The organism is Vibrio sp. ER1A (genome assembly GCF_000733315.1).
GTDB lineage: Bacteria > Pseudomonadota > Gammaproteobacteria > Enterobacterales > Vibrionaceae > Vibrio > Vibrio mediterranei.
Genome location: NZ_JPJA01000085.1, coordinates 267,345 through 291,675, shown reverse-complemented (window position 1 = coordinate 291,675; position 24,331 = coordinate 267,345). Strand labels below are relative to the sequence as shown.

21 protein-coding genes and 1 pseudogene are annotated in these 24,331 nt (G+C 44.5%); 15 read left to right on the top strand and 7 right to left on the bottom strand.

Annotated elements, in window-relative coordinates; translation table 11 throughout:
* Together HW45_RS07470 and HW45_RS07465 are read right to left on the bottom strand one after the other, a co-directional pair.
* A partial coding sequence (locus tag HW45_RS07470) for a DUF4158 domain-containing protein (RefSeq protein ID WP_152559647.1) occupies positions 1-997 on the bottom strand: 997 nt, incomplete at its 3' end.
* 3 nt (positions 998-1,000) lie between these two features.
* The gene (locus tag HW45_RS07465) at positions 1,001-1,621 is read right to left on the bottom strand and encodes a recombinase family protein (RefSeq protein WP_038226062.1); all 621 of its coding nucleotides are present in this window, start codon (positions 1,619-1,621) and stop codon (positions 1,001-1,003) included.
* A 204-nt stretch (positions 1,622-1,825) separates the two neighbouring features.
* Here HW45_RS07465 and HW45_RS07460 point away from each other — a divergent pair.
* From HW45_RS07460 to HW45_RS07445, 4 genes and pseudogenes are all read left to right on the top strand, one after another.
* Positions 1,826-4,396 (top strand): annotated as a pseudogene (locus HW45_RS07460) (pyridoxal phosphate-dependent class III aminotransferase); the annotation flags it as partial.
* Between the two features lie 25 nt (positions 4,397-4,421).
* Complete coding sequence (locus HW45_RS07455; RefSeq protein ID WP_038225935.1) at positions 4,422-5,666, top strand: carboxynorspermidine synthase; 1,245 nt, start codon at positions 4,422-4,424, stop codon at positions 5,664-5,666.
* Positions 5,667-5,717: 51 nt separating this feature from the next.
* Complete coding sequence (gene nspC, locus HW45_RS07450) at positions 5,718-6,851, top strand: carboxynorspermidine decarboxylase (protein ID WP_038225932.1); 1,134 nt, start codon at positions 5,718-5,720, stop codon at positions 6,849-6,851.
* Positions 6,852-6,976: 125 nt separating this feature from the next.
* The gene (locus tag HW45_RS07445; protein ID WP_006075496.1) at positions 6,977-7,531 is read left to right on the top strand and encodes a DUF1439 domain-containing protein; all 555 of its coding nucleotides are present in this window, start codon (positions 6,977-6,979) and stop codon (positions 7,529-7,531) included.
* Between the two features lie 57 nt (positions 7,532-7,588).
* On the opposite strand, the gene HW45_RS07440 is transcribed toward HW45_RS07445, so the two are convergent.
* From HW45_RS07440 to HW45_RS07430, 3 genes are all read right to left on the bottom strand, one after another.
* Entirely contained in the window at positions 7,589-8,602 is a 1,014-nt protein-coding gene (locus HW45_RS07440) for a LacI family DNA-binding transcriptional regulator (protein ID WP_006075497.1), read from the bottom strand.
* 18 nt (positions 8,603-8,620) lie between these two features.
* Complete coding sequence (locus tag HW45_RS07435; protein WP_038225930.1) at positions 8,621-10,063, bottom strand: glycoside hydrolase family 32 protein; 1,443 nt, start codon at positions 10,061-10,063, stop codon at positions 8,621-8,623.
* A 107-nt stretch (positions 10,064-10,170) separates the two neighbouring features.
* The gene (locus HW45_RS07430; protein WP_038225929.1) at positions 10,171-11,544 is read right to left on the bottom strand and encodes a PTS transporter subunit EIIC; all 1,374 of its coding nucleotides are present in this window, start codon (positions 11,542-11,544) and stop codon (positions 10,171-10,173) included.
* Positions 11,545-11,859: 315 nt separating this feature from the next.
* Between HW45_RS07430 and HW45_RS07425 the strand changes: the two genes are divergently transcribed.
* A complete protein-coding gene (locus HW45_RS07425) occupies positions 11,860-12,801 on the top strand; it encodes a DUF3179 domain-containing protein (protein ID WP_038225927.1) in 942 nt (313 codons plus the stop codon).
* Between the two features lie 70 nt (positions 12,802-12,871).
* Here the strand turns inward: HW45_RS07425 and HW45_RS07420 are convergent, their stop codons facing one another.
* Positions 12,872-13,543 (bottom strand): type 1 glutamine amidotransferase domain-containing protein, encoded by a 672-nt coding sequence (locus HW45_RS07420; protein WP_038225926.1) that lies wholly within the window; start codon positions 13,541-13,543, stop codon positions 12,872-12,874.
* Between the two features lie 119 nt (positions 13,544-13,662).
* Here HW45_RS07420 and HW45_RS07415 point away from each other — a divergent pair, with 119 nt between their 5' ends.
* From HW45_RS07415 to HW45_RS07400, 4 genes are all read left to right on the top strand, one after another.
* Positions 13,663-14,547, top strand: coding sequence for a LysR family transcriptional regulator (locus tag HW45_RS07415; RefSeq protein ID WP_038225925.1), 885 nt, complete (start codon positions 13,663-13,665; stop codon positions 14,545-14,547).
* A 79-nt stretch (positions 14,548-14,626) separates the two neighbouring features.
* Positions 14,627-14,878, top strand: coding sequence for a DUF2999 family protein (locus HW45_RS07410; RefSeq protein WP_031497056.1), 252 nt, complete (start codon positions 14,627-14,629; stop codon positions 14,876-14,878).
* 204 nt (positions 14,879-15,082) lie between these two features.
* On the top strand, positions 15,083-16,531 hold the full coding sequence (locus tag HW45_RS07405; protein ID WP_038225924.1) for a winged helix-turn-helix domain-containing protein: 1,449 nt from the start codon (positions 15,083-15,085) through the stop codon (positions 16,529-16,531).
* A 131-nt stretch (positions 16,532-16,662) separates the two neighbouring features.
* Positions 16,663-17,139 (top strand): hypothetical protein, encoded by a 477-nt coding sequence (locus HW45_RS07400; protein ID WP_038225923.1) that lies wholly within the window; start codon positions 16,663-16,665, stop codon positions 17,137-17,139.
* A gap of 114 nt (positions 17,140-17,253) precedes the next feature.
* Here the strand turns inward: HW45_RS07400 and HW45_RS07395 are convergent, their stop codons facing one another.
* On the bottom strand, positions 17,254-17,901 hold the full coding sequence (locus tag HW45_RS07395) for a glutathione S-transferase family protein (protein WP_038225922.1): 648 nt from the start codon (positions 17,899-17,901) through the stop codon (positions 17,254-17,256).
* Between the two features lie 108 nt (positions 17,902-18,009).
* On the opposite strand from HW45_RS07395, the gene HW45_RS07390 reads away from it, so the two are divergent.
* From HW45_RS07390 to HW45_RS07365, 6 genes are all read left to right on the top strand, one after another.
* Entirely contained in the window at positions 18,010-18,822 is an 813-nt protein-coding gene (locus tag HW45_RS07390; RefSeq protein ID WP_038225921.1) for a LysR family transcriptional regulator, read from the top strand.
* A 260-nt stretch (positions 18,823-19,082) separates the two neighbouring features.
* Positions 19,083-21,530, top strand: coding sequence for a DmsA/YnfE/YnfF family dimethyl sulfoxide reductase (locus HW45_RS07385; RefSeq protein ID WP_038225919.1), 2,448 nt, complete (start codon positions 19,083-19,085; stop codon positions 21,528-21,530).
* A gap of 10 nt (positions 21,531-21,540) precedes the next feature.
* A complete protein-coding gene (locus tag HW45_RS07380) occupies positions 21,541-22,155 on the top strand; it encodes a DMSO/selenate family reductase complex B subunit (protein ID WP_038225917.1) in 615 nt (204 codons plus the stop codon).
* 1 nt (position 22,156) lies between these two features.
* Entirely contained in the window at positions 22,157-22,999 is an 843-nt protein-coding gene (locus HW45_RS07375; protein ID WP_031494042.1) for a DmsC/YnfH family molybdoenzyme membrane anchor subunit, read from the top strand.
* Positions 23,000-23,075: 76 nt separating this feature from the next.
* Positions 23,076-23,684 carry a molecular chaperone TorD family protein gene (locus HW45_RS07370; RefSeq protein ID WP_038225915.1) on the top strand — a complete coding sequence of 203 codons (609 nt, stop codon included), beginning with the start codon at positions 23,076-23,078 and terminating at the stop codon, positions 23,682-23,684.
* A gap of 14 nt (positions 23,685-23,698) precedes the next feature.
* Positions 23,699-24,277 carry a ferredoxin-type protein NapF gene (locus HW45_RS07365; protein WP_038225913.1) on the top strand — a complete coding sequence of 193 codons (579 nt, stop codon included), beginning with the start codon at positions 23,699-23,701 and terminating at the stop codon, positions 24,275-24,277.
* The last annotated feature ends 54 nt before the right edge of the window (positions 24,278-24,331 follow it).

Below are 24,331 nucleotides of genomic sequence, written 5' to 3'. Positions count from 1 at the left end.
CTAGTTGTAAGGCCGCATCATCCATATCCTTAAGATTTCGTTGGCGATTCTGTTTATAGGTACGATCGGCGTTATTAAAAATCTCTTGAATAATAGACTCAAAAATAACCAGAATATCATCTTGAATTGACGCTTCTAAGCTGGCCATTAGAGCTCGTAAAATAGCCAATTTCTTCAGATGACTCATACGCCTCAGTGCTGCCACTTTGGCTGTAGAGGCGTAGCGTGATAGTAATTTAATTCGAACGATAGGAATGTTTTTCTTGAATTGCCAAGGAAAATGATATTTCCTGACTTCAATAAGCCTTTGTATTTCCTTGTTTATCGTTTTACTGTTGGCATTAACAGGCGACGTTCTCAGCTTTTCTAAAACACTCAATCTTTGGTTTGGACGGGGAAGCAATAATTCTAATAATTGCTCTTGTTGCTCAAGGGTAAGATCAGAAACAAGGATCCGCCATATGCGCTTATCTACTCTTGCTCTAAGTTTGGATATGAATCGCTCTAAGGTGCTACGTCCAGGAAGTATCACTTTGTGCGCGATGAGCCAATATTGAGCTTTTTCAAACAAAACTTTTGGCCGATCAATGCCACTCCAACATAAGGCATATAACCAACGACAAAAGTAGAACACAATCCTACCTTCAGATAAGTCAGTATATCCGTAATGGTCTCGTATTTGCTGAACATGGTGCCATCGTTGACTACCCTCTAAATAACGCTGATAGTCCACTTTTTCATTGATATTTAATTGCTCTGCCAATGTTTCAAGCACTATGTCTGGTACATCAAATGGTTGTTTGATAAACAACCCTAAATAACGCAATGTTGATAGTTGTAATGCAAAGCCCAAACGATTGTGAGCTCCACGTTTTTCAGAAATGAGCTCTAAGTCCAAATCATCAAGGTGGAAACATCGAGATAGCTCTTGTGGCGTTGGTGACTGACAATACCTTCCATAACTATCATGTTGATGCTCCAAAAAATCTACTGGCATAGTCTATAACTTCCCTTGATTGTACAAAGCCCATATCCGCTTCACCTGACTGATGCTGCAAGCTGTCACTGACGCTGTTTTACTGATAGTCATACCCGACTTTCTAAGCGCTATAATTTGTTGGTGAATATCGGTATTAGCTTGACGCCCCTTGTACTTACCGCGCTCTTTAGCCAATTCAATACCTTGTCGTTGCCTTTCTTTCCTTGTCTCGTAATCATCCCTCGCCATTTGTAATGCTAACTTAAGCAAAAGTTCTTGAACTGATTCAATCACGATTTTGGTTACTCCGTCTGAATCAGGTATCAGCTCTGTTAGGTCAACAAGACCAGGGACACTTAACTTGGCGCCTTTATTACGAATGGAATCAACGAGCTTTTCAGCCTCAGGAAGTGGAAGGCGGCTAATCCTATCTATCTTTTCAGCGACAACAATTTCACCTGGTTGAAGGTCACCAATAAGACGTAGTAGTTCTGGTCGATCAGCTCGTGCTCCTGAAGCTTTTTCTTTATAAACACCGGCCACATAATACCCTGCTGCAATAGCATCAGTATAAATTTGATTTTGTCGTTCAAGATCTTGCTGAGAAGAACTGACGCGGATATATAACCTTGCGATTTTCATAGATGGGTAGCCAAGTAAGGTATAGATCATTTGGCCTAGTGTATAAGGGTGGCTAAAAATAAGGAATAGGGATTTAAATTGGCTAGGTTATTTTTGGCTACTTAAATTAGCCATTTGGACAAAAAATCACATTTTGAGAGTGAAGGTAGGAGCGGTAACAAATTCCTTATCATAGTTTTTCGTTCCGTTGCACCTTAGACCCCTATTACGACAGAAGCGAAAGATCGTTTTATCAAACGAGTGAAGGCGTTTCTACCGCAAGAATTCGCTGACCAATCGGTGATTCAGTTTTGTGGCCCTTCGGGTGCTGACGCTGTTGAAGCCGCTATCAAATTGGCGAAGCAAACTACGGGTAGAAATACTATGTTTGCCTTCCGCGGTGCATATCATGGTATGACGAATGGCACCATGGGGATGATGGGTAACCTTGGCACCAAAGCGCGTCGTACTGGGCTGATGTCCGATGTTCACTTCATGCCATTTCCTTATAGTCTTCGTTGTCCGTTTGGTCTTGGTGGCGATGCGGGCGCAAAACAGAGTATTCGTTATATCGAACGACTATTGAACGATGATGAAGCCGGTATCATGAAACCAGCTGCCATTATTGTTGAGCCAGTTCAAGGAGAAGGGGGCGTTATCCCTGCTCCGGCCTTTTGGCTGAGAGAATTGCGCCGACTCTGTGATGAGCATGAGATCTTGCTCATTTTGGATGAAATCCAGTGTGGCGTAGGCAAAACAGGCTACCGTTTTGCGTTTGAAGAAGCGGGGATTAGCCCAGATATTCTCTGTTTATCCAAAGCGATTGGTGGCGGCTTGCCGATGTCGCTACTTGTATTCAACAAAAAAGTGGATACGTGGAACGCAGGTGAACACACGGGTACATTCCGCGGTAATCAACTGGCTATGGTATCGGGCGAGAAAGCGCTTGAGATCATCGAGCGTGACAACCTTGTTGAGCATGCCAGAGTTGCTGGAGAGTATTTACGTCTTGGCCTCAACAAAATAAAGCAACGCGTAAACTGTATTGCTGAGGTTCGCGGCAAAGGACTGATGCTGGGCGTCGAGATTGTCAAGCCAACGGGTGAACACAACAAATTTGGTGAACCTGTTGCCGATGGTCAGCTTACCCTAGACATACAGCGTGCCGCGCTAGAACGCGGTTTGATGGTTGAAAAAGGTGGGCGTGATGGTGCCGTTATTCGCTTTCTTCCACCACTAATCATCAGTTTCGAGCAGATCGATTTTGCATTACGCACTATTGAAGAGGCTATCGTTGTAGCTGGTGGCGGGCAAAAGTCACAGCAAGATGACAAAGCAAAGTCGTGGAAAAAGTACTTTATCCACACGGGTGTGCAAGGTGCGACCGAATTTTCTCAGGTAATGAATCACACCACTCAGGCGATGAAAGAAGTGTTTGAGGGCGTCTCGAAACCGTATTCGGGATTAGATCCAAAAGTGCTTGAATCGGCCATTAACAATGTCAATCTTGACGGCAGTCATCACGATCTACAACGTGTTGTTGATGAGACAGCAAGTTTGGTTGCAGACCATTCAATATTCACTCAACACCCTAATTGTATTGCACATTTGCATACACCACCTTTAATGCCAGCTGTAGCTGCAGAGGCGATGATAGCGGCGTTGAATCAATCTATGGATTCTTGGGACCAAGCATCAGCAGCGACTTATGTTGAGCAGAAAGTATTGGATTGGCTTTGTGAGCGCTATGAGCTTGGTGCATTAGCAGATGGTATTTTCACCAGCGGTGGCACACAGAGCAATTTAATGGGTCTTCTGCTGGCACGTGACCGAATTGCGGATGTGACGGGTGGTCATTCTATTCAAAAGCAAGGTCTTCCGAGTTATGCCGATAGACTTCGTATTGTCTGTTCCGATAAGTCGCACTTTACGGTTCAAAAGTCAGCCTCGTTGTTAGGCTTGGGTGAAAAAGCCGTGCACTGCGTTGCTACCCACGACAACGGTACCATCAAAACGGATACGCTTATCACTGACTTACAAGCGATGAGAACAGAAGGCTTAATACCTTTTGCTTTAGTCGGAACAGCAGGGACGACAGATCACGGCGCTATTGATGATCTTAACTCTCTCGCCACCATTGCTGCCGAAAACCAGCTTTGGTTCCACGTTGATGGTGCTTACGGTGGCGCCCTTATTCTAAGCAGTCACAAAAACAAGCTTAATGGTATTGAAAAAGCGGACTCTGTCAGCGTCGATTTCCATAAATTGTTCTATCAAACCATCAGTTGTGGCTCGTTGCTGGTAAAAGATCGCAGCAACTTTAAGTACCTGCTTCATCATGCGGATTACCTCAATCGAGAGCACGATGAGCTGCCAAACTTGGTCGATAAATCCATTGCTACAACCAAGCGTTTCGATGCTCTAAAAGTCTTCATGACGATGCAAAACGTTGGTCCACAGGCACTAGGTGATATGTATGACCATCTGATGGAACAAACGCAAGAGGTGGCCAAACTTGTTCAAGCGCATGAACGATTTGAGCTATTGGCACAGCCATCATTATCAACGGTCTTATTGCGCGTTATTACTCATGACGTCAACGATTTGAATGAGCTGAATAAAGCGATCCGTTTACAAGCACTAACACGTGGCGTTGCGGTGTTAGGGGAAACGGTAGTGAACGGTCAGTCAGCACTGAAGTTCACGATTCTAAACCCATGCTTAACGCTCTCAGATTTTGAGAGCCTACTGAATAACATTGATCAGTTAGCACTTGAGCTAGCTAACTCGTACTAACCGATAAACAGAATAAGGAAAGAAAATGGCAGTTTTACAGATTGGCGCTGGTGGTGTTGGTTGGGTAGTCGCGCACAAGGCGGCTCAGAATAACGATGTATTAGGTGATATTACGATTGCGTCACGCACCGTCGCGAAGTGTGAAAAAATCATTGAATCCATTAAAGGCAAAAACAACTTAAAAGACACGACTAAAAAGCTAGACGCCCGTGCCGTCGATGCTGACGATGTTGAAGCGCTGGTTGCCCTGATCAATGAAGTGAAGCCCGACCTAGTGATTAACGCGGGTCCTCCTTGGGTAAACATCACCATCATGGAAGCGTGTCTGCAAGCGAAAGTCTCTTATTTGGATACTTCTGTCGCTGTCGATCTATGCTCGGAAGGTCAGCAAGTTCCTCAAGCTTATGATTGGCAGTGGGGTTTCCGTGACAAATTCAAACAGGCAGGCATCACGGGTATTTTAGGTGCAGGTTTTGACCCTGGTGTGGTAAGCGTATTTGCCGCCTATGCAGTGAAGCATTTATTCGATGAAATCGACACCATCGATGTTATGGATGTCAATGCTGGCGACCACGGTAAAAAGTTTGCCACTAACTTTGATCCAGAAACCAACATGCTAGAAATTCAAGGTGACTCTTTCTATTGGGAAAACGGTGAATGGAAACAAGTAGAATGCCACACTCGTATGCTTGAGTTCGATTTCCCATTAGTCGGAAAACACAAAGTTTACTCAATGGCACATGATGAAGTTCGTTCTATGCAAGAGTTCATTCCTGCAAAGCGCATCGAGTTCTGGATGGGCTTTGGCGATAAATACTTGAACTATTTCAATTGCATGCGTGATATTGGTCTACTTAGCCCTGACCCTCTAACTCTACATGATGGCACTGTGGTTCAGCCACTACATGTGTTAAAAGCACTGCTTCCAGACCCAACTTCTTTGGCACCAGGTTACACTGGTAAAACTTGTATCGGGACTTGGGTTCAAGGTAAGAAAGACGGTAAAGAACGTTCAGTATTTATCTACAATAATGCAGACCATGAAGTGGCGTACGAAGATGTAGAGCATCAAGCCATTTCTTACACAACGGGTGTCCCAGCCATCACGGCGGCACTGCAATACTTCCGTGGTCAATGGGCAGACGCTGGTGTGTTCAATATGGAGCAATTAGACCCTGATCCGTTCCTAGAAACCATGCCTGAAATCGGTTTAGATTGGCATGTTCAAGAGCTGGAAGTCGGTGCTCCGGATATCAAGATTCTTAAATAAAGTGACAGACCCTAGGTAGCTATCTAGGGTCTTTAAACTTAGGTCTACAAAATGATTAAAAACGAACTCAAAACTCCATACTTCATGATTAATGAAGGCAAACTGATTGAGAACCTAGAGAAAGCAAAACACCTCAAAGAGGTCTCTGGCGTAAAGCTAGTGCTGGCGCTTAAGTGTTTCTCAACTTGGGGTGTGTTTGACATTATTAAACCATACTTAGATGGCTCAACCAGCAGTGGTCCATTTGAGGTAAAACTTGGTTACGAGACGTTTGGTGGTGAAACGCACGCATACAGTGTTGGTTACACCGAAGACGACGTACGCGAAGTGGCTGATATTTGTGACAAGATGATCTTCAACTCGCAGTCTCAATTAGCCGCTTATCGTCATATCGTTGAAGGCAAAACGTCCATTGGTTTACGTCTTAATCCGGGTGTAAGCTATGCGGGACAGGACTTGGCCAACCCTGCCAGGCCGTACTCTCGCCTTGGAGTGCAAGCCGATCATATCGACCCAACGATCTTCGATTCTATCGATGGTGTTATGTTTCACATGAACTGTGAGAATAAAGATGTCGATGCATTTATCGGTTTACTTGATGCTATTTCAGAGCGATTTGGTGCTCATCTAGATAAGCTCGATTGGGTTAGTATGGGGGGCGGTGTGTTCTTTACGTGGCCTGGTTATGATATCGATAAACTTGGTGCTGCATTGAGTGCGTTCTCGAACAAGCATGGTGTGCAGCTCTACCTAGAGCCAGGTGAAGCGATCATAACTAAAACGACTGACCTTGTTGTTACCGTTGTGGACATTGTCGAAAATGAGAAAAAGACGGCGATTGTAAATTCTGCGACGGAAGCGCATCGTCTGGACACGCTCATATACGATGAACCCGCTTCGATTTTAGAAGCCAATTCAGAAGGTGATCATGAATACGTCATTGGCTCATGTTCTTGCCTAGCTGGTGACCAATTCTGTGAGGCCAAGTTTGATGAGCCGTTAGAGGTGGGGCAACGACTGCATATTATGGACAGTGCTGGCTATACCATGGTGAAACTCAACTGGTTTAATGGTCTGAAGATGCCGTCAATCTACTGTGAGCGCTCAAGCGGTCAGATCGAAAAGCTTAATGAGTTTGGTTACGATGACTTTAAATGCTCATTGTCACGGTGGTCGATTAGCTAAGTTATTCTGACTAAGTTAACACTTGCCTGTGACACAAAAACACCCTACCTTTTAATAAGATAAAGCAGACTCAAAGGTCTGCTTTATTTTTCTCTTATTCCGATATTCTGAGAGTGCTACCCGTTATGAAAAACAGATTCGCCAAACTCCTCTGGGCTTCATCAGTGCTGTTATTGTCAGGTTGTGTGAGTTACAGCATCACTGAACAAGAAATGACGAATTATCTCAATGACAACCTACAACTCAACCAATCTATTGGTGTTGAAAACGTCATGTATGCCAAGCTTTCAGTCGATGATCTTCAGGTCAAAATTGGACGCTCTGACGCTGATCGTGTAGCGGTATTTGCCAACACCAAGGCTCAACTACAGTTGTTGGATGAACAAGATATTAACCTTGATTTGGATATAGAATTCAGTGCCATACCTAGATATGAACAAGAAAGTGGTGAGATTTTTCTTCAATCGCTCCGTCTAGAAAAAATTGACCAAGAAGGGCAGCTTCTAACACCAGAAATCAAGAAGCTGATAAAGCCCGCAGTAAGTATGATTGGTGCCGCTGTATCTACCTATCCTGTTTACAAACTCGATAGCAATACGGTTAAAGAGGCGCTACTGAAATCCTCTAATCCAGAAGTTGTGATTAAGAACAACCAGTTAGTAATAGAGTTTTTCGAGTAGCTTCCGATAGCCCGTCAAATGATCACTCGTTAAACGACAATCAAATATGGCTGCGCTTTAACTTAGTTTAGGCGCAGTACTGTCTCTTACTTCGAGATGGTAGGGAATAAAGCTTACGTGGTCGGTCAAATCCAGATCGGGCTTTTCAATCAGCATATGCAGTAAATGTGCACTGGTTTTACCTGACTCCTCAAAGTCATAAACCAGCGAGGTAATCTTAGGGTTGTAATAACGAGACATATTACCACCACCAACGCCACACACGCTGACATCCTCTGGGACCTTAAAGCCATGTTCAAGTAAGTAGGTAATCGCACCAATAGCCATTTTATCGTTGGCAGCGAAAATAGCGTCTGGGCGCTGCATTCGCTCTTCATAAAGTTCCTGACAGGCGGTATAACCACTTTCTACAGAGAACTCACCATTGACCATCATATCGGCAGAAATGGGTAATCCATGCTTTTCTAAACTGTTTAAGTAACCTTGCTTTCGTTTCACACCCACAGATACGTCACTTTCAGATACACCGATAAGCGCAATATTACGATGTTGCGACGCTACAAGATAGTCAATGATCTCTTCCACCGCCGTCACTTCGTCGAACAGCACACAAGGTGTTCCATCGGTAGTGGATTGCCCCATAACAACAACGGGTTTGCCTACCTTTCTGATTTTTTCTTTGTGCTCACTCGTAATCGTAGTCGCGATTAGGATGATGCCATCGACTTGCTTTTCTGCAAATAAATCGAGAAATTCTAGCTCGCTTTTTATGCTGTGGTTGGTGTTACCTAAGATGATACTGTAGCCGTTATTGGCAAAGTATTGATCAATGCCAGCGATGTTGTCACCAGAGGAAGTGGCGTTTATTTTTGGAAGAATAACCCCGATAGTCTGACTGCGTTTTGAATGCAGTGCTTTGGCCAAGGCGTTGGGGCGATAGCCCGTTTCATCAAGCACTTTTTGAATGCGCTTTCGAACGGGCTCACTGACATAACCAGAACTGTTCAAGACACGGGAAACACTTGAAATTGAAGTTTCTGCTAACTTGGCTATTTCTTTAATTGTCGCCATTTCCCGTTATTCCTTTGGTCAGTAGTCGTATTTAATAAAGCGCTTGATTATACATGACTTTCCAGTTTCAAGTGTGATTTTTGACTGTTCGGCTTGCGGGAAAACGCGTGATGTAAACACGGCTTCACCATGATTGATGAAGACTTCAACAATAGACTGATCAAAGAAAATCTGCAGATTGAGGGATTGCTCACTGTCTACTTTGCACTGTCGTTTCCCCGGTAAATAGTCGGAGTTTGAACGATCTAAAGTGACTACGCCAGTCTCTGCTTGATAGTTTAATGCCAGCCAACGGTCACCTTCATCAGCTAACTTGATCGTGACATCATCAGTAATATGCTCGATATCAAGATTCAATTCAAAACAGTGGTTGCTGTCCAGAGATAAGTGATTCTGATTGGTAAGTTGCACCTCTTCAAACGAAGACATCGCACCGCGCAAAGATTCATGCTCGCGAGCGGGTTGTTGATACACCTTCCCATCAACGACGGAAAGCTCTCGCACTAAGGATAAAGTGTGAATCCAGTCATTGGTGACGCTAGGTTGTTCATCTTCCTCAGGAATACCAACCCAAGCACTCATCAGGCGGCGTCCATCATTGGACTCGGTGGTTTGCGGAGCATAAAACTCAAACCCATGATCAAGTGGCTCAAAGTCGCCGTGTGTATAGCACGTATTTAGGTAATCCATCTTACCTACAAAATAGCCATTATTATGGCGATTTTGGAAGCTTAATCCGTTGGGCTTAACTCCTTGTGGGCAACCTATCAAAACATCAGTGTTATCTAGGTGGAACAGATCTGGGCATTCGAACATATAACCAAAGTCGTGAAGTCCGTTGATCTGGTTGCCGGCAATTGGGCCGAGAAACGTCCAGTTAGAAGCATCTTTTGAGCTAAAAAGAAGCACCTGACCAAGTTCATCATTTGTCTGAGCACCAAGAACGCAATACCAAGTGCCATCGTGTTGCCAAATTTTAGGGTCGCGAAAGTGCGCCGTATATCCCTCAGGTTGTTTTGGGATAACCGGGCCTATTTTCTCGAAATGAATGTTGCGGTTATCAATAGATTTGGCGAGACATTGAGTAGTAAGACGAACACCGTCGTCGGTTTTTACATTTCCGGTATAGAAAAGATGAAGTCGATCATCCAATACGAACGCGCTGCCTGAGTAGCAGCCGTGGCGATCGTAGCTTTCGTCTGGGACTAATGCTTGACCTTGCAGTGTCCAGTTTACTAGATCCTGACTGGTGCTGTGTCCCCAATATTTTGCCCCGTGCTCACAAGCGTGTGGGTTCCATTGGAAAAACAGATGATACTCTCCATCGTATTCAATAAAGCCGTTTGGGTCATTAATCAGTCCGTACGGTGCAGTTAGGTGAAACCGTGGGCGCAAGTGGTCAGTGTTTGGTTGGTGCGACACTGAAGATTCGCTTTGTGAACACAGTTCTGTTGAAGTCATTGCTATTAATACACTCTGTAGTTGGACTTGTTGCTAACACTGAATTATTCAATGTTTTAAAACGAACCGTGGCGGTGACCCTAAGGTACACCGCCACGAGGGGAAGTTTACTTATCTAAAGCAACTGTCATTTTTGCTTCATTGCTTGCTGGTTTCACTAGTAGTTTAGTTAGCATTGCTGCGCTACCCATACCAATAACAATCATCACTAGGTACATACCAAGACCATTACCTAAATAAGCAGGAATAGCTGGAATGAAAGTAACACCCATAACAGATGGTGCGATGTGCATGATGGTTGCGAATGCACCTGCAATAGCACCGCCGATGATACCTGAAGCAAATACACGGCTATTGGTTAGCGTCACACCAAATAGTAGTGGCTCAGTGATGCCAAAGAAACACGGTACGATTGAAGAGTAGTTAAGCGCTTTTTGTTTCTTATCTTTCATCGACATGGTGTAGGCAATCGCTGCACCGGCTTGACCTGCCATTGATGCAGTAATCAGTGCATTTAATGGGTTGATCTTGATAGTAGATAGGAAGTTAAGCTCTACAACCATTAAGCTGTGGTGAAGACCCGTTACAGTTAGAACCTGTTGTAGACCGCCAAAGATTGCACCGCCGATGCCCATTGGTAAGTTAATAATAGATTCTGTAGAAACCATTACACCATGTTCAACAATGTTGAATACCGGACCAATAATGAATAGACCTGCTAGCATGCCAATAGTGATCGTCAAAAATGGAGTAAAGATTAGCGAAACTACCGATGGCATCCATGAGTTAATCCAGCGCTCTAGGTTAGCGCCCAAGATACCTACAATTAGAGCTGGAATAATGGTGCCTTGGAAGCCTTGGATCTTAAACATACCAATGCTCAGCATTTCTGCGTTACCGCTTGCCACGTCCCATGCGTTTGGCAGCATCGGTGCGATAAGCATTAGACCCAGCACCATACCGATAACGGGCGTACCACCAAAGCGTTTAAATGCAGACCACACGACAAGCGCTGGTAGGAAGATGAATACCGTATCAGTTACAACTTGCGTCATAGTGAGTAGCTCAGGAGAGAACTCAAAGCCTAGCTGTTGGGCGAACCCGCGTAACCCCATGAACAGACCGGTCGCAACCAGCACTGGAATTAAAGGAATGAATACGTCTGCTAATGAACGCAGGGCCTTTTGGAATGGGCTCATGTTTTCATACGCAGCACCTTTCGCGCTCTCTAGTTCGCCATCTAGCTCTTGCTGGATAAGGGCGAAGATTTTGTTGACTAAGCCCGTGCCAAGGATGATTTGGTGTTGGCCCGACTGGAGGAAGTAACCAGCGACATTATCCGTTGATTTGATTTGATCGACATCGATAAGCGCGTCATCTTTGACAACAACGCGAAGCCTTGTCGCGCAATGTTCTAGGGCACGAATATTATCTTTTCCGCCGAGAGCCGCAAGCAAGCGGACCGCGATTTTCTTATTCATTTGTTCTATCCTGATACGTTTTAAGAAAAGGTTTTCATACAACATGAAAAGGTTTTCATGTTTCAATGTGGTAAGGTTTTCACATTTGCATCATTCGATCAACTTGATCATTCGGATTAAGTATAGTTTTTATTTATGGTTTTGAAGTTTGTCACAATTGTTGAGCAGCTCAACGCGGCGTTTGTTATGTCGAACAAGCATTAGGGTGATATACGTATTAATGCATTTTGTTGCTTTTGTTCTAGAGGACAATTGAAAGCATTGCTGTTGTTGGCGGGTCTATATGACCAGTCTTCTTGATTGGAGGAGAAGCAAATGCAGCTGCGATTAACTCTTTTGGTCTTCATATTATTGTCGTTTCCGATATCACTATTGGCTAAGGTGCTCAATGGATTCAACATCGACAATGCTTCTGTGCCTTCACATTTCATTCAAAAAGGCGGGCCACCTAAAGATGGTATTCCAGCGCTCAATCAGCCCGAGTTTATTAAAGGCAACGACGCAAAATTCATGCGTGCACAGGATATCGTATTGGGGTTGCAGGTTGGTGATGTGGTTAAGGCGTATCCGATTCGAATTCTCAACTGGCATGAAATCGTTAATGATCAATTTAGCGGAACACGTTACGTTATTAGTTATTGTCCATTATGTGGCAGTGGAATGGCATTTCTTAGCCAGCCGATGGGAGAGCGTGACGCTCTGGATTTTGGAGTTTCTGGTTTGTTGTATAACTCGGACGTACTTATGTACGACCGCAAAACCGAATCGCTATGGTCGCAAATTCATGGTGAGGCTATAGCTGGACCATTAGTTGCCCGTAAACTCAAGCAAGTGCCGCTTACACTTAGTCGTTGGTCGAATTGGCTAGCTCGTTACCCTGACTCGCTAGTTCTTTCTACCAACACTGGTTATCAACGCGATTACCAGAGAGATCCTTATGCGGGTTATGGAAAAAACGCTGCCATCTACTTTCCTGTAGCGAATCAAGCACCCAATGAGTATCACCCGAAAGAGATGGTATTAGGGTTTAAAGTGGAGCAGTCAACTATCGCGTTTCCATTTAGTGAGATATCTCAGTTAGCAACTCAGCAGCAAAGCTTTGAATTGGGCGGGGACCGCTATTATGTTAACTGGGATAGCAGCAACCAGTCAGCTTGGATAACTGATGAGAAGGGTGAAACTCAACCGTCAACCTTACTATTTTGGTTCGCGTGGTACGCTTTTTATCCAGAGACCCAAGTCTATAAATGGCAATAGATAACAATAGGTGTCGTGAGAACGTTGGGTTACGTTAACACGACACGGACGGTTACAGCTGTGACAAAAGTTAAGATAAAGCCGCTACGATCGCTTTTCCGACAGCGTGTGCGCTGGTTGGGTTTTGGCCTGTGATTACACGTTTGTCAACAATTACAAACTCTTGCCACGGTTGTACTTTACTGTACTGAGCGGCAGTGCGTGCCAGTGATTCCTCAAGTAAGAAAGGAATATCGCCGATAGTGCCGAAGTCGATTTCTTCTTCTCGAGTAAACCCAGTGACTGACTTCGATGCCAGTAATTTGTCACCATTGCTCAGAGTAATAGGTAGAAGAGCTCCGGGGCCGTGACACACTGCTGCAATTACACCACCTTGCTCATAATGAGTAGCTGCAAGCGCAGCGAAATCCTCGTTACTTGATAGATCAGATAGCAATCCAAACCCTCCCGGGTAAAAAATAGCATCGTAATCATTGATATTGATTTGCGAGACAGGAATGGTGTTGTTAATACGATTCTGAAACGCCTCGTCCGTTAGGATTTCTGTATTGACACTGTCACCCTCGATGTCAGTACCGTAAAGTGGCGCTTTGCCACCTTTAATGGATGCGATATCATAGTCATAACCTGCCGACTGGAGTTCACGTAAAGCGTGAGTGAGTTCTGGAGCGTAAGTTCCGTTTGTTTGGTCTGTCTCACCTAATGTTGCATGGTTAGTGACGGGAATAAGTACCTTTTTCATCGTTATGTCCTTCTGGCTGATTCGTTGTTGTAATTACCTTAGTTATACTAATTGCTAACTGATTTGGTGATAATGTAGCTAAATGACAAAATATTATTGCTATATGACAAAGGTGAGATGTGAATAGCTTTGAAGGAATCAACGAGTTTGTAGCGGTAGCAGAAAGCCACGGTTTTTCTGCGGCAGCTAAGCAACTTGGTTGCAGCACAAGTCATGTGAGTCGACAGGTATCGCGTTTAGAAGAACGCTTGGGCGTCGCTTTGTTTGCCCGCTCTACTCGAATGGTGAATCTCACACAGGCGGGGCAGGTGTATTATCAGCAGTGCAAAGACTTAGTTATTGGACTTCAACAAGCTAACGAGCAACTTAGTTCCGAGCAAATACAGCTAAATGGCACCTTAAGGGTGAGTGCCGCTGGCGCGTTTGCCGAAAACTACGTTGCTCCTGCATTAATGGAATTTGCGAAAGGGTACCCGGAACTAACGGTTGAGATGGATTTTGATACTCGAATGGTCAATTTCATCGAAGATGGTATCGATTTCGCGATTCGGTACGGCCGATTAAGTGATTCGGGATTAGTTGCACGGAAGCTGGTGGACAGGCCAATGGCAGCCGCGGCCAGTCCTGAGTACCTTGAACGATACGGAGTACCAACTCATCCTGATCAACTTCGACACCATAGCTGTATCATCGCAAATAATGACCATTGGGTATTTGAAGAAAATGGCAAACCGATGGGGAGTATTCGAGTAGATGGACGTTGGCGCAGCAATAACTCCAGTGCTGTGGTTAAAGCTTGTGAACAGGGGTTAGGCATTGTCTATATGCCAAAAAGCAGTTTTAGTGACGCTTTCCATAACGGGCGATTGGTTCCCGTCTTAACTCCCTATTGGGGCAAAGGCTCCAGTAGCTGGATTGTTTACCAGAATCGACGGTTTTTGCCAATGCGGGCTCGTTTAGCGATAGACTACTTGGTTGCGCATTTCTCCAACTGGCAGGAGTGATGGAATCGGGTAGTACCCAGTTAAGGTCTCAAATGATAAACTGCGGGCAATTTCATTTAATATTGAGAAAGGTAGTGAAATGAATCCAATAATTGCAATGCTAAAAGAGAACAACATCAGTGATGAGCAAATCAGTGAAATTTTTGAAGTGCTGACACAGAACCCTCTTGCAGCAATGGCAACAATCAGCCAGCTTGGTTTGCCACAAGAGCAGCTTCAAGCGCTAATGGGTCAAGTTATGCAAAACCCTGCGTTGATCAAAGAAGCAGTTGAAGAGTTAGGACTTGATTTCGCAAAAGTTGAAGCAGCAAAAGAGCAACTTCAAAAGTAATCGTTTGAGATTCCTCGTCGCCGTTTCAGAGCCTGTAGGCTCTCAAATGGCGGCTTGACTTACAAAGCGCCCCACAACATCCTTTTCCTTAATCGGTCCATTTCGCCAGCGTTATTGTCCATACTTAACAATACAAAATCTCAGTTGCTTCTGTGAAACGAAATTAATACCCTTTTAGGGTTATTTCTTACCCTTGTAGCCACTATGGACTCCATTAAATACTACGTATTGCAGCTCGAATCTCCGATTGTTTTTTATCCAAGCAAAAATAAGCTTGAAGTCGATGGTGCAGAACTGCATTTAGAACCATTGCAATCTCGTTTGTTGAAGTATTTTGTTGAAAACCAAGGGCAAGTCCTGACTACTCAACAAATCGCAGACAATGTTTGGCAGCGTAATCATGTATCGGACAATTTGGTTCGCCAAGTGATTAGCTCATTAAGAGGCCAGCTTAAAGACAAAGCGCGGCCTTACCGTACGATCAAAACTATCCCGAAGAAAGGGTACCTATTTGATCTTGAAGTGATTGCTCACATTGAAAAAGCACCACAAGTCGTCGCGGTTGAAGTCGATGATATTGAGGAGGCACAATCTTCGGAAAAGAGTGGGCGCAAAGGCGGTAACAACAAGCTTTGGGCTACCCTTGCAGGGTGTTTAGCGATATTGGCAATGGCGTCATGGATTGTCACTTATATTGTTGAAGAGAACACAGGCATCGTGGCTGAAAATACCAATCCGCTTGGTACTGTGCCGGTTTATATCCATGATATTACTTCAGATTCGATGCAAGACTATCAACTGTCGGAAAGCGTCTACAATTATCTATTCTATGGCCTCAATTCGTCGCGAGCGTTAACCGGCTATCACTTTTCCCAGTTGTCTAAGGAGAGTAAAGCGGCATTAAAGCAACAGGGTATTGAGCTTAAAGGCTGGCTTAAAAAGAGCGGCGAGAGTGAGTTCTTACTTACTTTGATGATTCAGAACAACCAATTACCATCTAAGAATCAGCGTATTGAAAAATCTTTCAACAAAGAAGATTTTTTCACCGCAATTGGCGATGTAGTATTGGAAATTAAGGCGTTGGTAGAACCTAAAGAAGACGGGTATGAAGTGACCAGTCATCGTGTTAGTGCCATTAATAACTACGATGATTGGGAAGTGATTTCAGACGGTATTTCTCAGTTCTACTTAGGTGGCGGAAACGATGCCTTTGTAAAGCTCTCACCTATGCTAGAGAATATTCAGTCTCAAGGTCGCGGTAACTATTTAGTCAGTGCTTTACTCTCTTACTCAGCCTCCGTTGACTATTTGCAATCGGGTGATGATCAGACACGCCTTGAGGGTCTTAAATTGGGACAAAAAGCGTTCGAACTTAACCCTCGTTGTGATATCGCGAACCTGACGTTAGGGCTTGCCTTGTTGTTAAACCAACGCGCTGACCAAGCCATTCCTTACCTTTTCTATGCTGCAAAGAGCACGCCAACTCCCATTGGCTACTACCTATTAAGTGTGGCTGACAAACAAGTTGGTAATCTAAAAGGTGCCGATTTTAACTACCAACACTATGTCGCGATGAAGAAAGAGAGTGGTGGGCAACTCTATGATTTAATTGAATCTTTACAAAAATCAAATTTAATTCAAACCTTGCCATAGTTCATAGGGCTACGGAGAATGGTTTATTTGAATTTACTTTGTAATTAACGCCGATTGCCTTGCATCAAGCGTCTTTAATAAAGGCAAACTCATAATTGTTCTTGTGTTATTTATGCTAACAGGAACAAAAAATGTTAAAGAAGCTCGCGTTTCAAATCATTCCAGTGCAAATCTTTTTATTTGTATTCTGGTTTAAGAATGGCTTTATCGACAAGGTAATGGGCGTACTACTTGGGGCTGTCACTCCTGAGACGGCCTATGCGGGTGATACTTGGGCCGGATGGAAAGGCTATATTGTGGGGACATGGGATAAAAGTCAGGTTGGTCATGCTTTGTTAAGTCCAACATTCGACTTTATGTTTCCGATTCTGATTTTGTTGCAATGCCTACCTTTTATTCTCATTATTCGTTCGGTATTGAATCTAGAATTTATGACTGATAGAGAACGTCCTTGGTTGCTTTATTCGGCAATCGCCTCTCTTTTCGTCGCAGGTTGTATGGCATTTACTCAAACGATTTCGGGTGCTAGTGATGGTCAGTACCTATGGCAATTTATGGGCTTTAGTATGGTCGCAATTATATATATCCGAAATGAGCAAAAGCGTTAAACTAATCGAATAATGATTTGATAAAGCAGTCAATGCACTGCGGTTTTGAACTCATGGCTTGCCATAACGAAACGTTAGGCAAGCCTTTGTTATTTTGTCAAACCGTTGCGTTGGCTAGCGCTCAACTCCCGCTTCGTCCTGAACGATGATGTCTTGCTCATGACTTGCTTGTATTAACCACGTTTTTATTGCGTCACTATTTAGCACTTTTTGTTGATACTGCTGCGCTAAGGGTGACAGTTCAATGCCATAGGTTCGGAAACGAAGTGCAACAGGAGCAAACATGGCGTCGGCAATGGACCAATCGCCAAATAACCATTGACCATCGTGTTTTAACATCTGCTCTGCCCATAAGGTGTCAATCCGTTGGATATCTTTTCTAGCTTCTGCAGAAAGTACGACCTGGCGCTTGGCTCGGCAGTTCATTGGTAATTCATTGCGTAGAGCCAAGAATCCAGAGTGCATTTCGCAGGCTACTGCTCTTGCCTTGGCTTTTCTCACGCTGTCATTTGGCCAGCAGCAACCATTGAGATATTGCTCATTCACATATTCTAATATCGCAAGAGAGTCCCAAACCGTAGTTTCATCATCAATGAGAGTAGGAACCTTGGCTGTTGGCGTCAGCGTTTCAAGTGTTTGATAAAACTCGGTTGAAAACAGTTTGAGTTTTTCTACTTCGACCTCAAGCTGGTAATGCTCAAAGATAAGCCACGCACGTAATGACCAACTCGAGTAATTCTGATTTCCAATATACAGTTTCATATTTGACTCCTTTGCCTGTTTGATTTTGATACTAATCAATGGTGAGATGGGTGACTAACGCAAAATTTGAATGTATTTCATCAATGAAATCGATGGATTGGGGGCGATATGGATATCGATGCGCTGAGAAGTCTTCTCGCTTTTTCCGAGACGGGGAGCTTTACGCGAGCAGCAAAACAAATAAACCGAACTCAATCTGCGTTTAGCGCGCAGATGAAAAAGTTAGAAGCCGAAACTGGGGCTGTATTGTTTGAGCGTGACGGCCGGAATATGGTGCTAAGTGAAGCTGGACTATCATTGAAAGCACACGCTGAACGCATACTCTCCTTACATGATGCCGCCTTGCACCAGGTGAAACGCTATCAAAACAAGACTGCGTTGAGGCTTGGTTGCCCTGAAGACTACAATGACACTGTCCTACCGAAAGTGGTGGCGGTAATTAACGAAGTTGAACCTACTTGTTCGGTTCAAATCTTCAGTCAGCCTAGCATTATGCTAAGAGAGTGGTTAGACGAGGGAAAGTTAGACGCAGCGATTGTGACGCGAGCGCCTGACAGTGAAGAAGGTTATTGGCTAGAGTCAGACAAAGGCGTTTGGATTGCTGGGCATGATTTTGATACCGCTATCACCCCATTGCCGTTGGTACTGTTTCAAACCGACTGTAAGTATCATGCCGCGGCGTTGGATAGTTTAACCAAGCGCGGGATCGCTCATCGACTACTTGCTTGTTGCAATACCGCTTCGGCTCAGCGAGCATTAGTGGCTAAAGGAATGGGCGTCGGTGCGATGGGGCGTCTAAGTACTAACAAAGACGTTAAGATATTAAACGGAATGCCACCACTCCCTAGTGTGGATATTGTACTGTTGACTGGCACTAATCCTCATCCAACGTTGGCGAACGTGTTTATTAAACACCAGTAAATGGTATTTTTCTTTGAGATTAAATGATGTTGATATTCATTTATAAAATGGAATGTCTATCAATACGATAATTTGTTTTTCTATTAAATAGCAAATTATTTGTTTTTATAAATGAGTGATTTAAAAATATTCCACCAAATGTCAGAGAATTGTCAATCCACCAACCATTAAGTAGTAGTGTTGATTTTTATCAACAGTTTCTAAAGGTTTCGTTAGTAACATTCGCTCGATGATGCATAACTATAATCGAGCATGTCTTTATGAATAATAAACTGAAGCAATTATTGACGCCGTCGCTGACGCGTAGAGGGTTCATAAAATCCTCTTCGGCCATCGGCGGTCTTGCTGCTGCAACCAGCGCCATTTCTCTTCCTTTTAAATCTGCCCAAGCGGAAACCAAACCACAATCAAACGATGAAAAAGTGGTGTGGAGCGCTTGTACCGTAAACTGCGGCAGTCGATGCCCACTGCGTATGCATGTCGTTGAAGGTGAAATAAAGTGGGTAGATGCAGATAATACCGGCAAAGATGATTACGCAAACAAAGATGTCCAGGTGCGCGCTTGCTTACGTGGGCGTTCTATGCGTCGTCGCGTGTACAATCCAGACCGCCTGAAGTACCCAATGAAGCGTATCGGTAAACGTGGCGAAGGCAAGTTTAAGCGTATTACTTGGGATGAAGCTTACACCGAGATCGTAAATAGCCTAGACCACATTAAGAAAGAATATGGTAATGAAGCGATTTATCTTAACTATGGTACTGGCACATTAGGCGGCACGGTCACCAAGTCATGGCCTCCTGGTAGCACGTTAATCGCGCGTCTGATGAACCTAACGGGTGGTTATCTGAATCACTATGGCGATTATTCGACGGCTCAAATTGCCAAAGGCCTGAGTTATACCTATGGCGGTTGGGCTAACGGTAACTCTTTCTCAGATACCGAAAACAGTAAGCTCATTGTTCAGTTTGGCAATAACCCAGCCGAAACACGTATGTCTGGCGGTGGTTTGATTCATCACTTGATTGAAAGCAAAGAGAAATCCAACGCAAGAATGATCATGATTGATCCGCGCTATAACGATACTGCGGCGGGTCGTGAAGATCAGTGGATTCCGATCAAACCGGGTACTGATGCAGCGTTTATAGCAGCAATGGCTCACGTGATGATCAAAGAAGACTTGGTCGACCAAGAGTTCTTAGATACCTACTGTGTTGGTTACGATGAGAAAACCCTGCCAGCATCTGCGCCAGCAAATAGTGATTACAAATCTTATATTTTAGGTTTGGGTGAAGATGGTATTGAGAAAACGCCAGAGTGGGCGGCACCAATTACCGGTATTCCAGCGGATATCATTATCAAGACAGCTCGTGAGATTGGTTCAACCAAACCTTGTGCAATCTACCAAGGTTGGGGTCTGCAGCGTACGCAAAATGGTGAAATCGCGTCACGTGCGATTGCCATGTTAGCGCTATTAACTGGCAACCTAGGCATTCATGGCGGTGGTTCTGGTGCTCGTGAATCGGATTACAACATTCCGTTTGTGCGCTTCCCAACCTTAGAAAACCCTGTGAAAACGTCGATCTCTATGTTCCTGTGGACTGATGCGATTGTTCGTGGCCCTGAGATGACTGCAACACGCGATGGTGTGCGTGGTAAAGACAAACTCGATGTGCCAATCAAGTTCATTTGGAACTATGCGGGTAACTGTGTCATTAACCAACACTCAGATATCAACCGTACTCACGATATCCTTCAAGATGACAAAGCATGTGAAATGATTGTCGTGATCGATAACCACATGACGTCTTCAGCAAAGTACGCCGACATCATTCTGCCTGACCTCACAACTTCAGAGCAGGCGGATTTCTGTATGGATGGTAAAGCGGCAAATATGCCTTACTTTATCTTTGCTGACAAAGCGATTGAGCCTCAATTTGAAGCACGCAGCATCTATCAAATCTGTTCTGATTTGGCGGAGCGCATGGGTGTGGGCCAGCCATTTACCGAAGGTCGTGACCAAGAAGGTTGGCTACGTCATTTGTATGCTGAAACATTGAAGTTAGACCCGACATTGCCAGATTTCGAGACGGTACGTCAGCAAGGTATCGTCAAACGTAGCGATCCTAATGGTCACTATGTTGCTTACCAAGCTTTCCGTGCAGATCCGGTGAATAACCCGCTTAACACACCTTCAGGCAAAGTAGAGATCTACTCAGAAGAGCTAGCTCGTATCGCCGCTGAGTGGGAGTTGCCAGAAGGTGATGTGATTCATCCTCTACCTATTTACGTGAGTACATCAGAAGGCTGGGATTCACCGAAACGCGATAAGTATCCATTACAGTTAACGGGTTTCCACTTTAAAGCACGTTGCCACTCAACTTACGGTAACGTCGATGTATTGAAGCAGGCCGCACAACAAGAAATGTGGATCAACCCTGTAGATGCTGAACGTCGCGGAATTAACAATGGTGACCGAATTAAGATCTTCAACGACCGAGGTGAAGTTCGAATTAACGCTAAAGTCACGCCAAGAATGATGCCGGGAGTTGTAGCTCTCGGAGAGGGAGCATGGTATGCACCAGACGGCAACAAGGTTGACCATAATGGATCGATCAACGTTCTGACGTCTCAACACCCAAGCCCGTTGGCGAAAGGTAACCCTCAACACACTAACTTAGTCGAAGTTCAACTGGCAAATAAGGCGTAAGGACTAACTCATGAAACAATACGGTTTTTATATCGATTCGAGTAAGTGTACTGGTTGCAAAACCTGCCAGTTAGCTTGCAAAGACTTTAAGGATCTTGGTGTTGATCGCAGCTTCCGTCGAGTTTACGAATACGCAGGTGGTAACTGGATCGAAGATAACGGCACTTACCGTCAAGACGTGTTTGCCTATTACACCTCTATTGCATGCAACCACTGTGACGAACCGGCGTGTGCAAAAGTGTGTCCATCGGGTGCAATGCACAAACGTGAAGACGGCTTTGTGGTCGTGGATGAGAAGGTGTGTATTGGCTGTAAACACTGCGCTAACGCTTGCCCTTACGGTGCGCCACAGTACAGCAAAGAAAAGGGTCACATGACGAAATGTGACGGTTGTTTCGAGCGCGTAGCAGAAGGTTTTGAGCCAATCTGCGTCGGTTCTTGCCCACTTCGTGCGTTGGAATTCGGTTCTATTGCTGAGCTTCGTGCCAAGTATGGAACCAACGCTGACGTAGCGCCACTTCCATCATCAACGTTAACGAAACCAAATATCGTGATCAAACCAAATCGTCATGCGCGTCCAACGAATGATACCACTGGTCACCTAGCAAACCCTAAGGAGGTTTAACATGGGATGGCATGAATGGCCTCTGATTTTCTTTACTGTATTTGCTCAAACAGCAGTCGGTGCGTTTATCGTAATGGGCTTAATCACATTATTTGGCAAGGCGGATGCACACGTTAAGACAGCGATAACTCGCAATATGTTCTTTATTTGGGTTTTCATGGGACTTGGCTTTATGGCGTCAACCATGCACTTAGGTAGCCCAATGCGTGCAATCAATGCGTTAAACCAAATTGGAACATCTTGGTTATCGCGTGAGATCCTATTTGGTTCGATGTTCTTTGGCTTAGGTGGTTTATATTGGCTATTGTCTGTCATCAATAAAGGCAGTGAATCGATTCGTAAAGGGTTGATGGTAGCGGCGATGGTGATCGGCGTGGTCTTTATGGTCGCCATGACGAACGTCTACATCATTGACACGGTTCCAACTTGGGATACACCGTTTACGGGTCAATCATTTACGCTTACGGCTGTCATTTGTGGCGTGATGCTGTCACTTATTTTGATGCGTGGCGCTAAGTTGGAATGTCCACGTTTAGGTAAAGTCACGGCGATTGTGGCAAGTGTAGCCGCAGTGACAATGGCAATGGTCACTATGTCAATGGTCGCCAACTTGCCTAATATTCATTCTGCGATTGTTGCAGCTAGTGAGTTAGTGCCAAATATGGCAGAGATTCAAAACTTACGTTTTGTCCTAGTGTTCGTTGGCCTAGCTGCGTGGATGTGGGCGATGCGCTCTGAGTCTCGTTCTATGCCGATTGCCGTCATTGGCTTTGCGATGGTGTTAGTTGCGGAACTCATCGGACGCAGCGTGTTCTTTGGTCTGCACATGACAGCAGGCATGTAGCAAAGATAAGAGCAGGCTAACCGGCCTGCTCTCATTTATTGGTTCAACTTAGTCATTTTTGAAATTTGGTAAATTCATGTCAGAAAATCAATCTATCGATCTACTTAGTCTACAAACCATGGCAAAGGTATTCGGTTCGCTGTTTTATTTCCCGCTTACCGACAACAACAACCAGACCTTATTGACTACGTTGCTACAAGATGAAAACTTAAAAGACAGTGATCTTCAGGCATGGTGTCATCAGGTTAATGGCGAAAGCAACGAAGCACTAAATCAAGACTTCTTCTTACTTTTTGAAGGAGGAGAGGCGATGCTGGCGCCACCGTGGGGCTCAGTCTATATGGATAGAGAGGAGGTGATTTTTGGTGATACCACAGTAGCGTACCGTCAGTTTCTTCGAGATCACGATATTGCCTTAGATACTGGGATGAGAGAGCCAGAAGATCAGGTTGGTTTAATGTTCTTTGCTGTGAGTCAATTGGTGGAACAAGAACAAGACATTGAGTCGGTCAAAGCGCTGTTTTCACAACATCTGTTGACTTGGTGTTACCGTTATTTCGAGTTGGTTGAGAAGCATGCTTCAACTCAAAGCTACAAACAACTAGCTGCCTTGGTATCGCAATGGTGTGAAGCCGTTCAGGAGCTGTTAAATATTACGCCACTTGCCGTGAAACTGTATCGTTAGGTTGGTAAGCACTCATGACCAGAGATGAAAAATACTACAAAGCGTATATGGAGCACAAAACCATAAGCCGTCGTGGTCTTTTTCGCGCTTTGGCGAATGGCAGTACGCGGAATTCACCTGTCATGGCCAGTGATGACTCGTTAGCTGCTAAGTTAGAGTGCCAAGAAGTATCACGAACAATCCCTAGACCACCAAAAGCTGTTGATGAGTTGCTCTATCAACAGATTTGTAATGCTTGTGGAGATTGCGTCAAGGCTTGTCCTGAGCAGGTTATTGCTATTGAAGATGAACTCGCTCGACTTGTACTTGATTATGGGTACTGCAGCCAATGTGGAGAATGTAGCCAAGTATGCCCAACAGGTGCATTGCATGGACAGGACAACCATACTGGTTTAATTCCGCAGTTCTCGGATGGATGTCAAAATGCACTGTTTAGTGATTGCCACTTATGCCAAGAAGCCTGCCCAAAACAAGCGATAAGTATCACGTCGTACAGCCTACCGGAGTTGGATAAGAAAGCTTGTGATGGCTGCGGACGTTGTAAGCAGGGATGTCCTTTTTCCGCCGTATCTATGGCGTTATCCATGCAGTAGCGAATACAAAAACAGCTCTATGTATTAACTAAGAGCTGTTTTTGATGGAGTTGA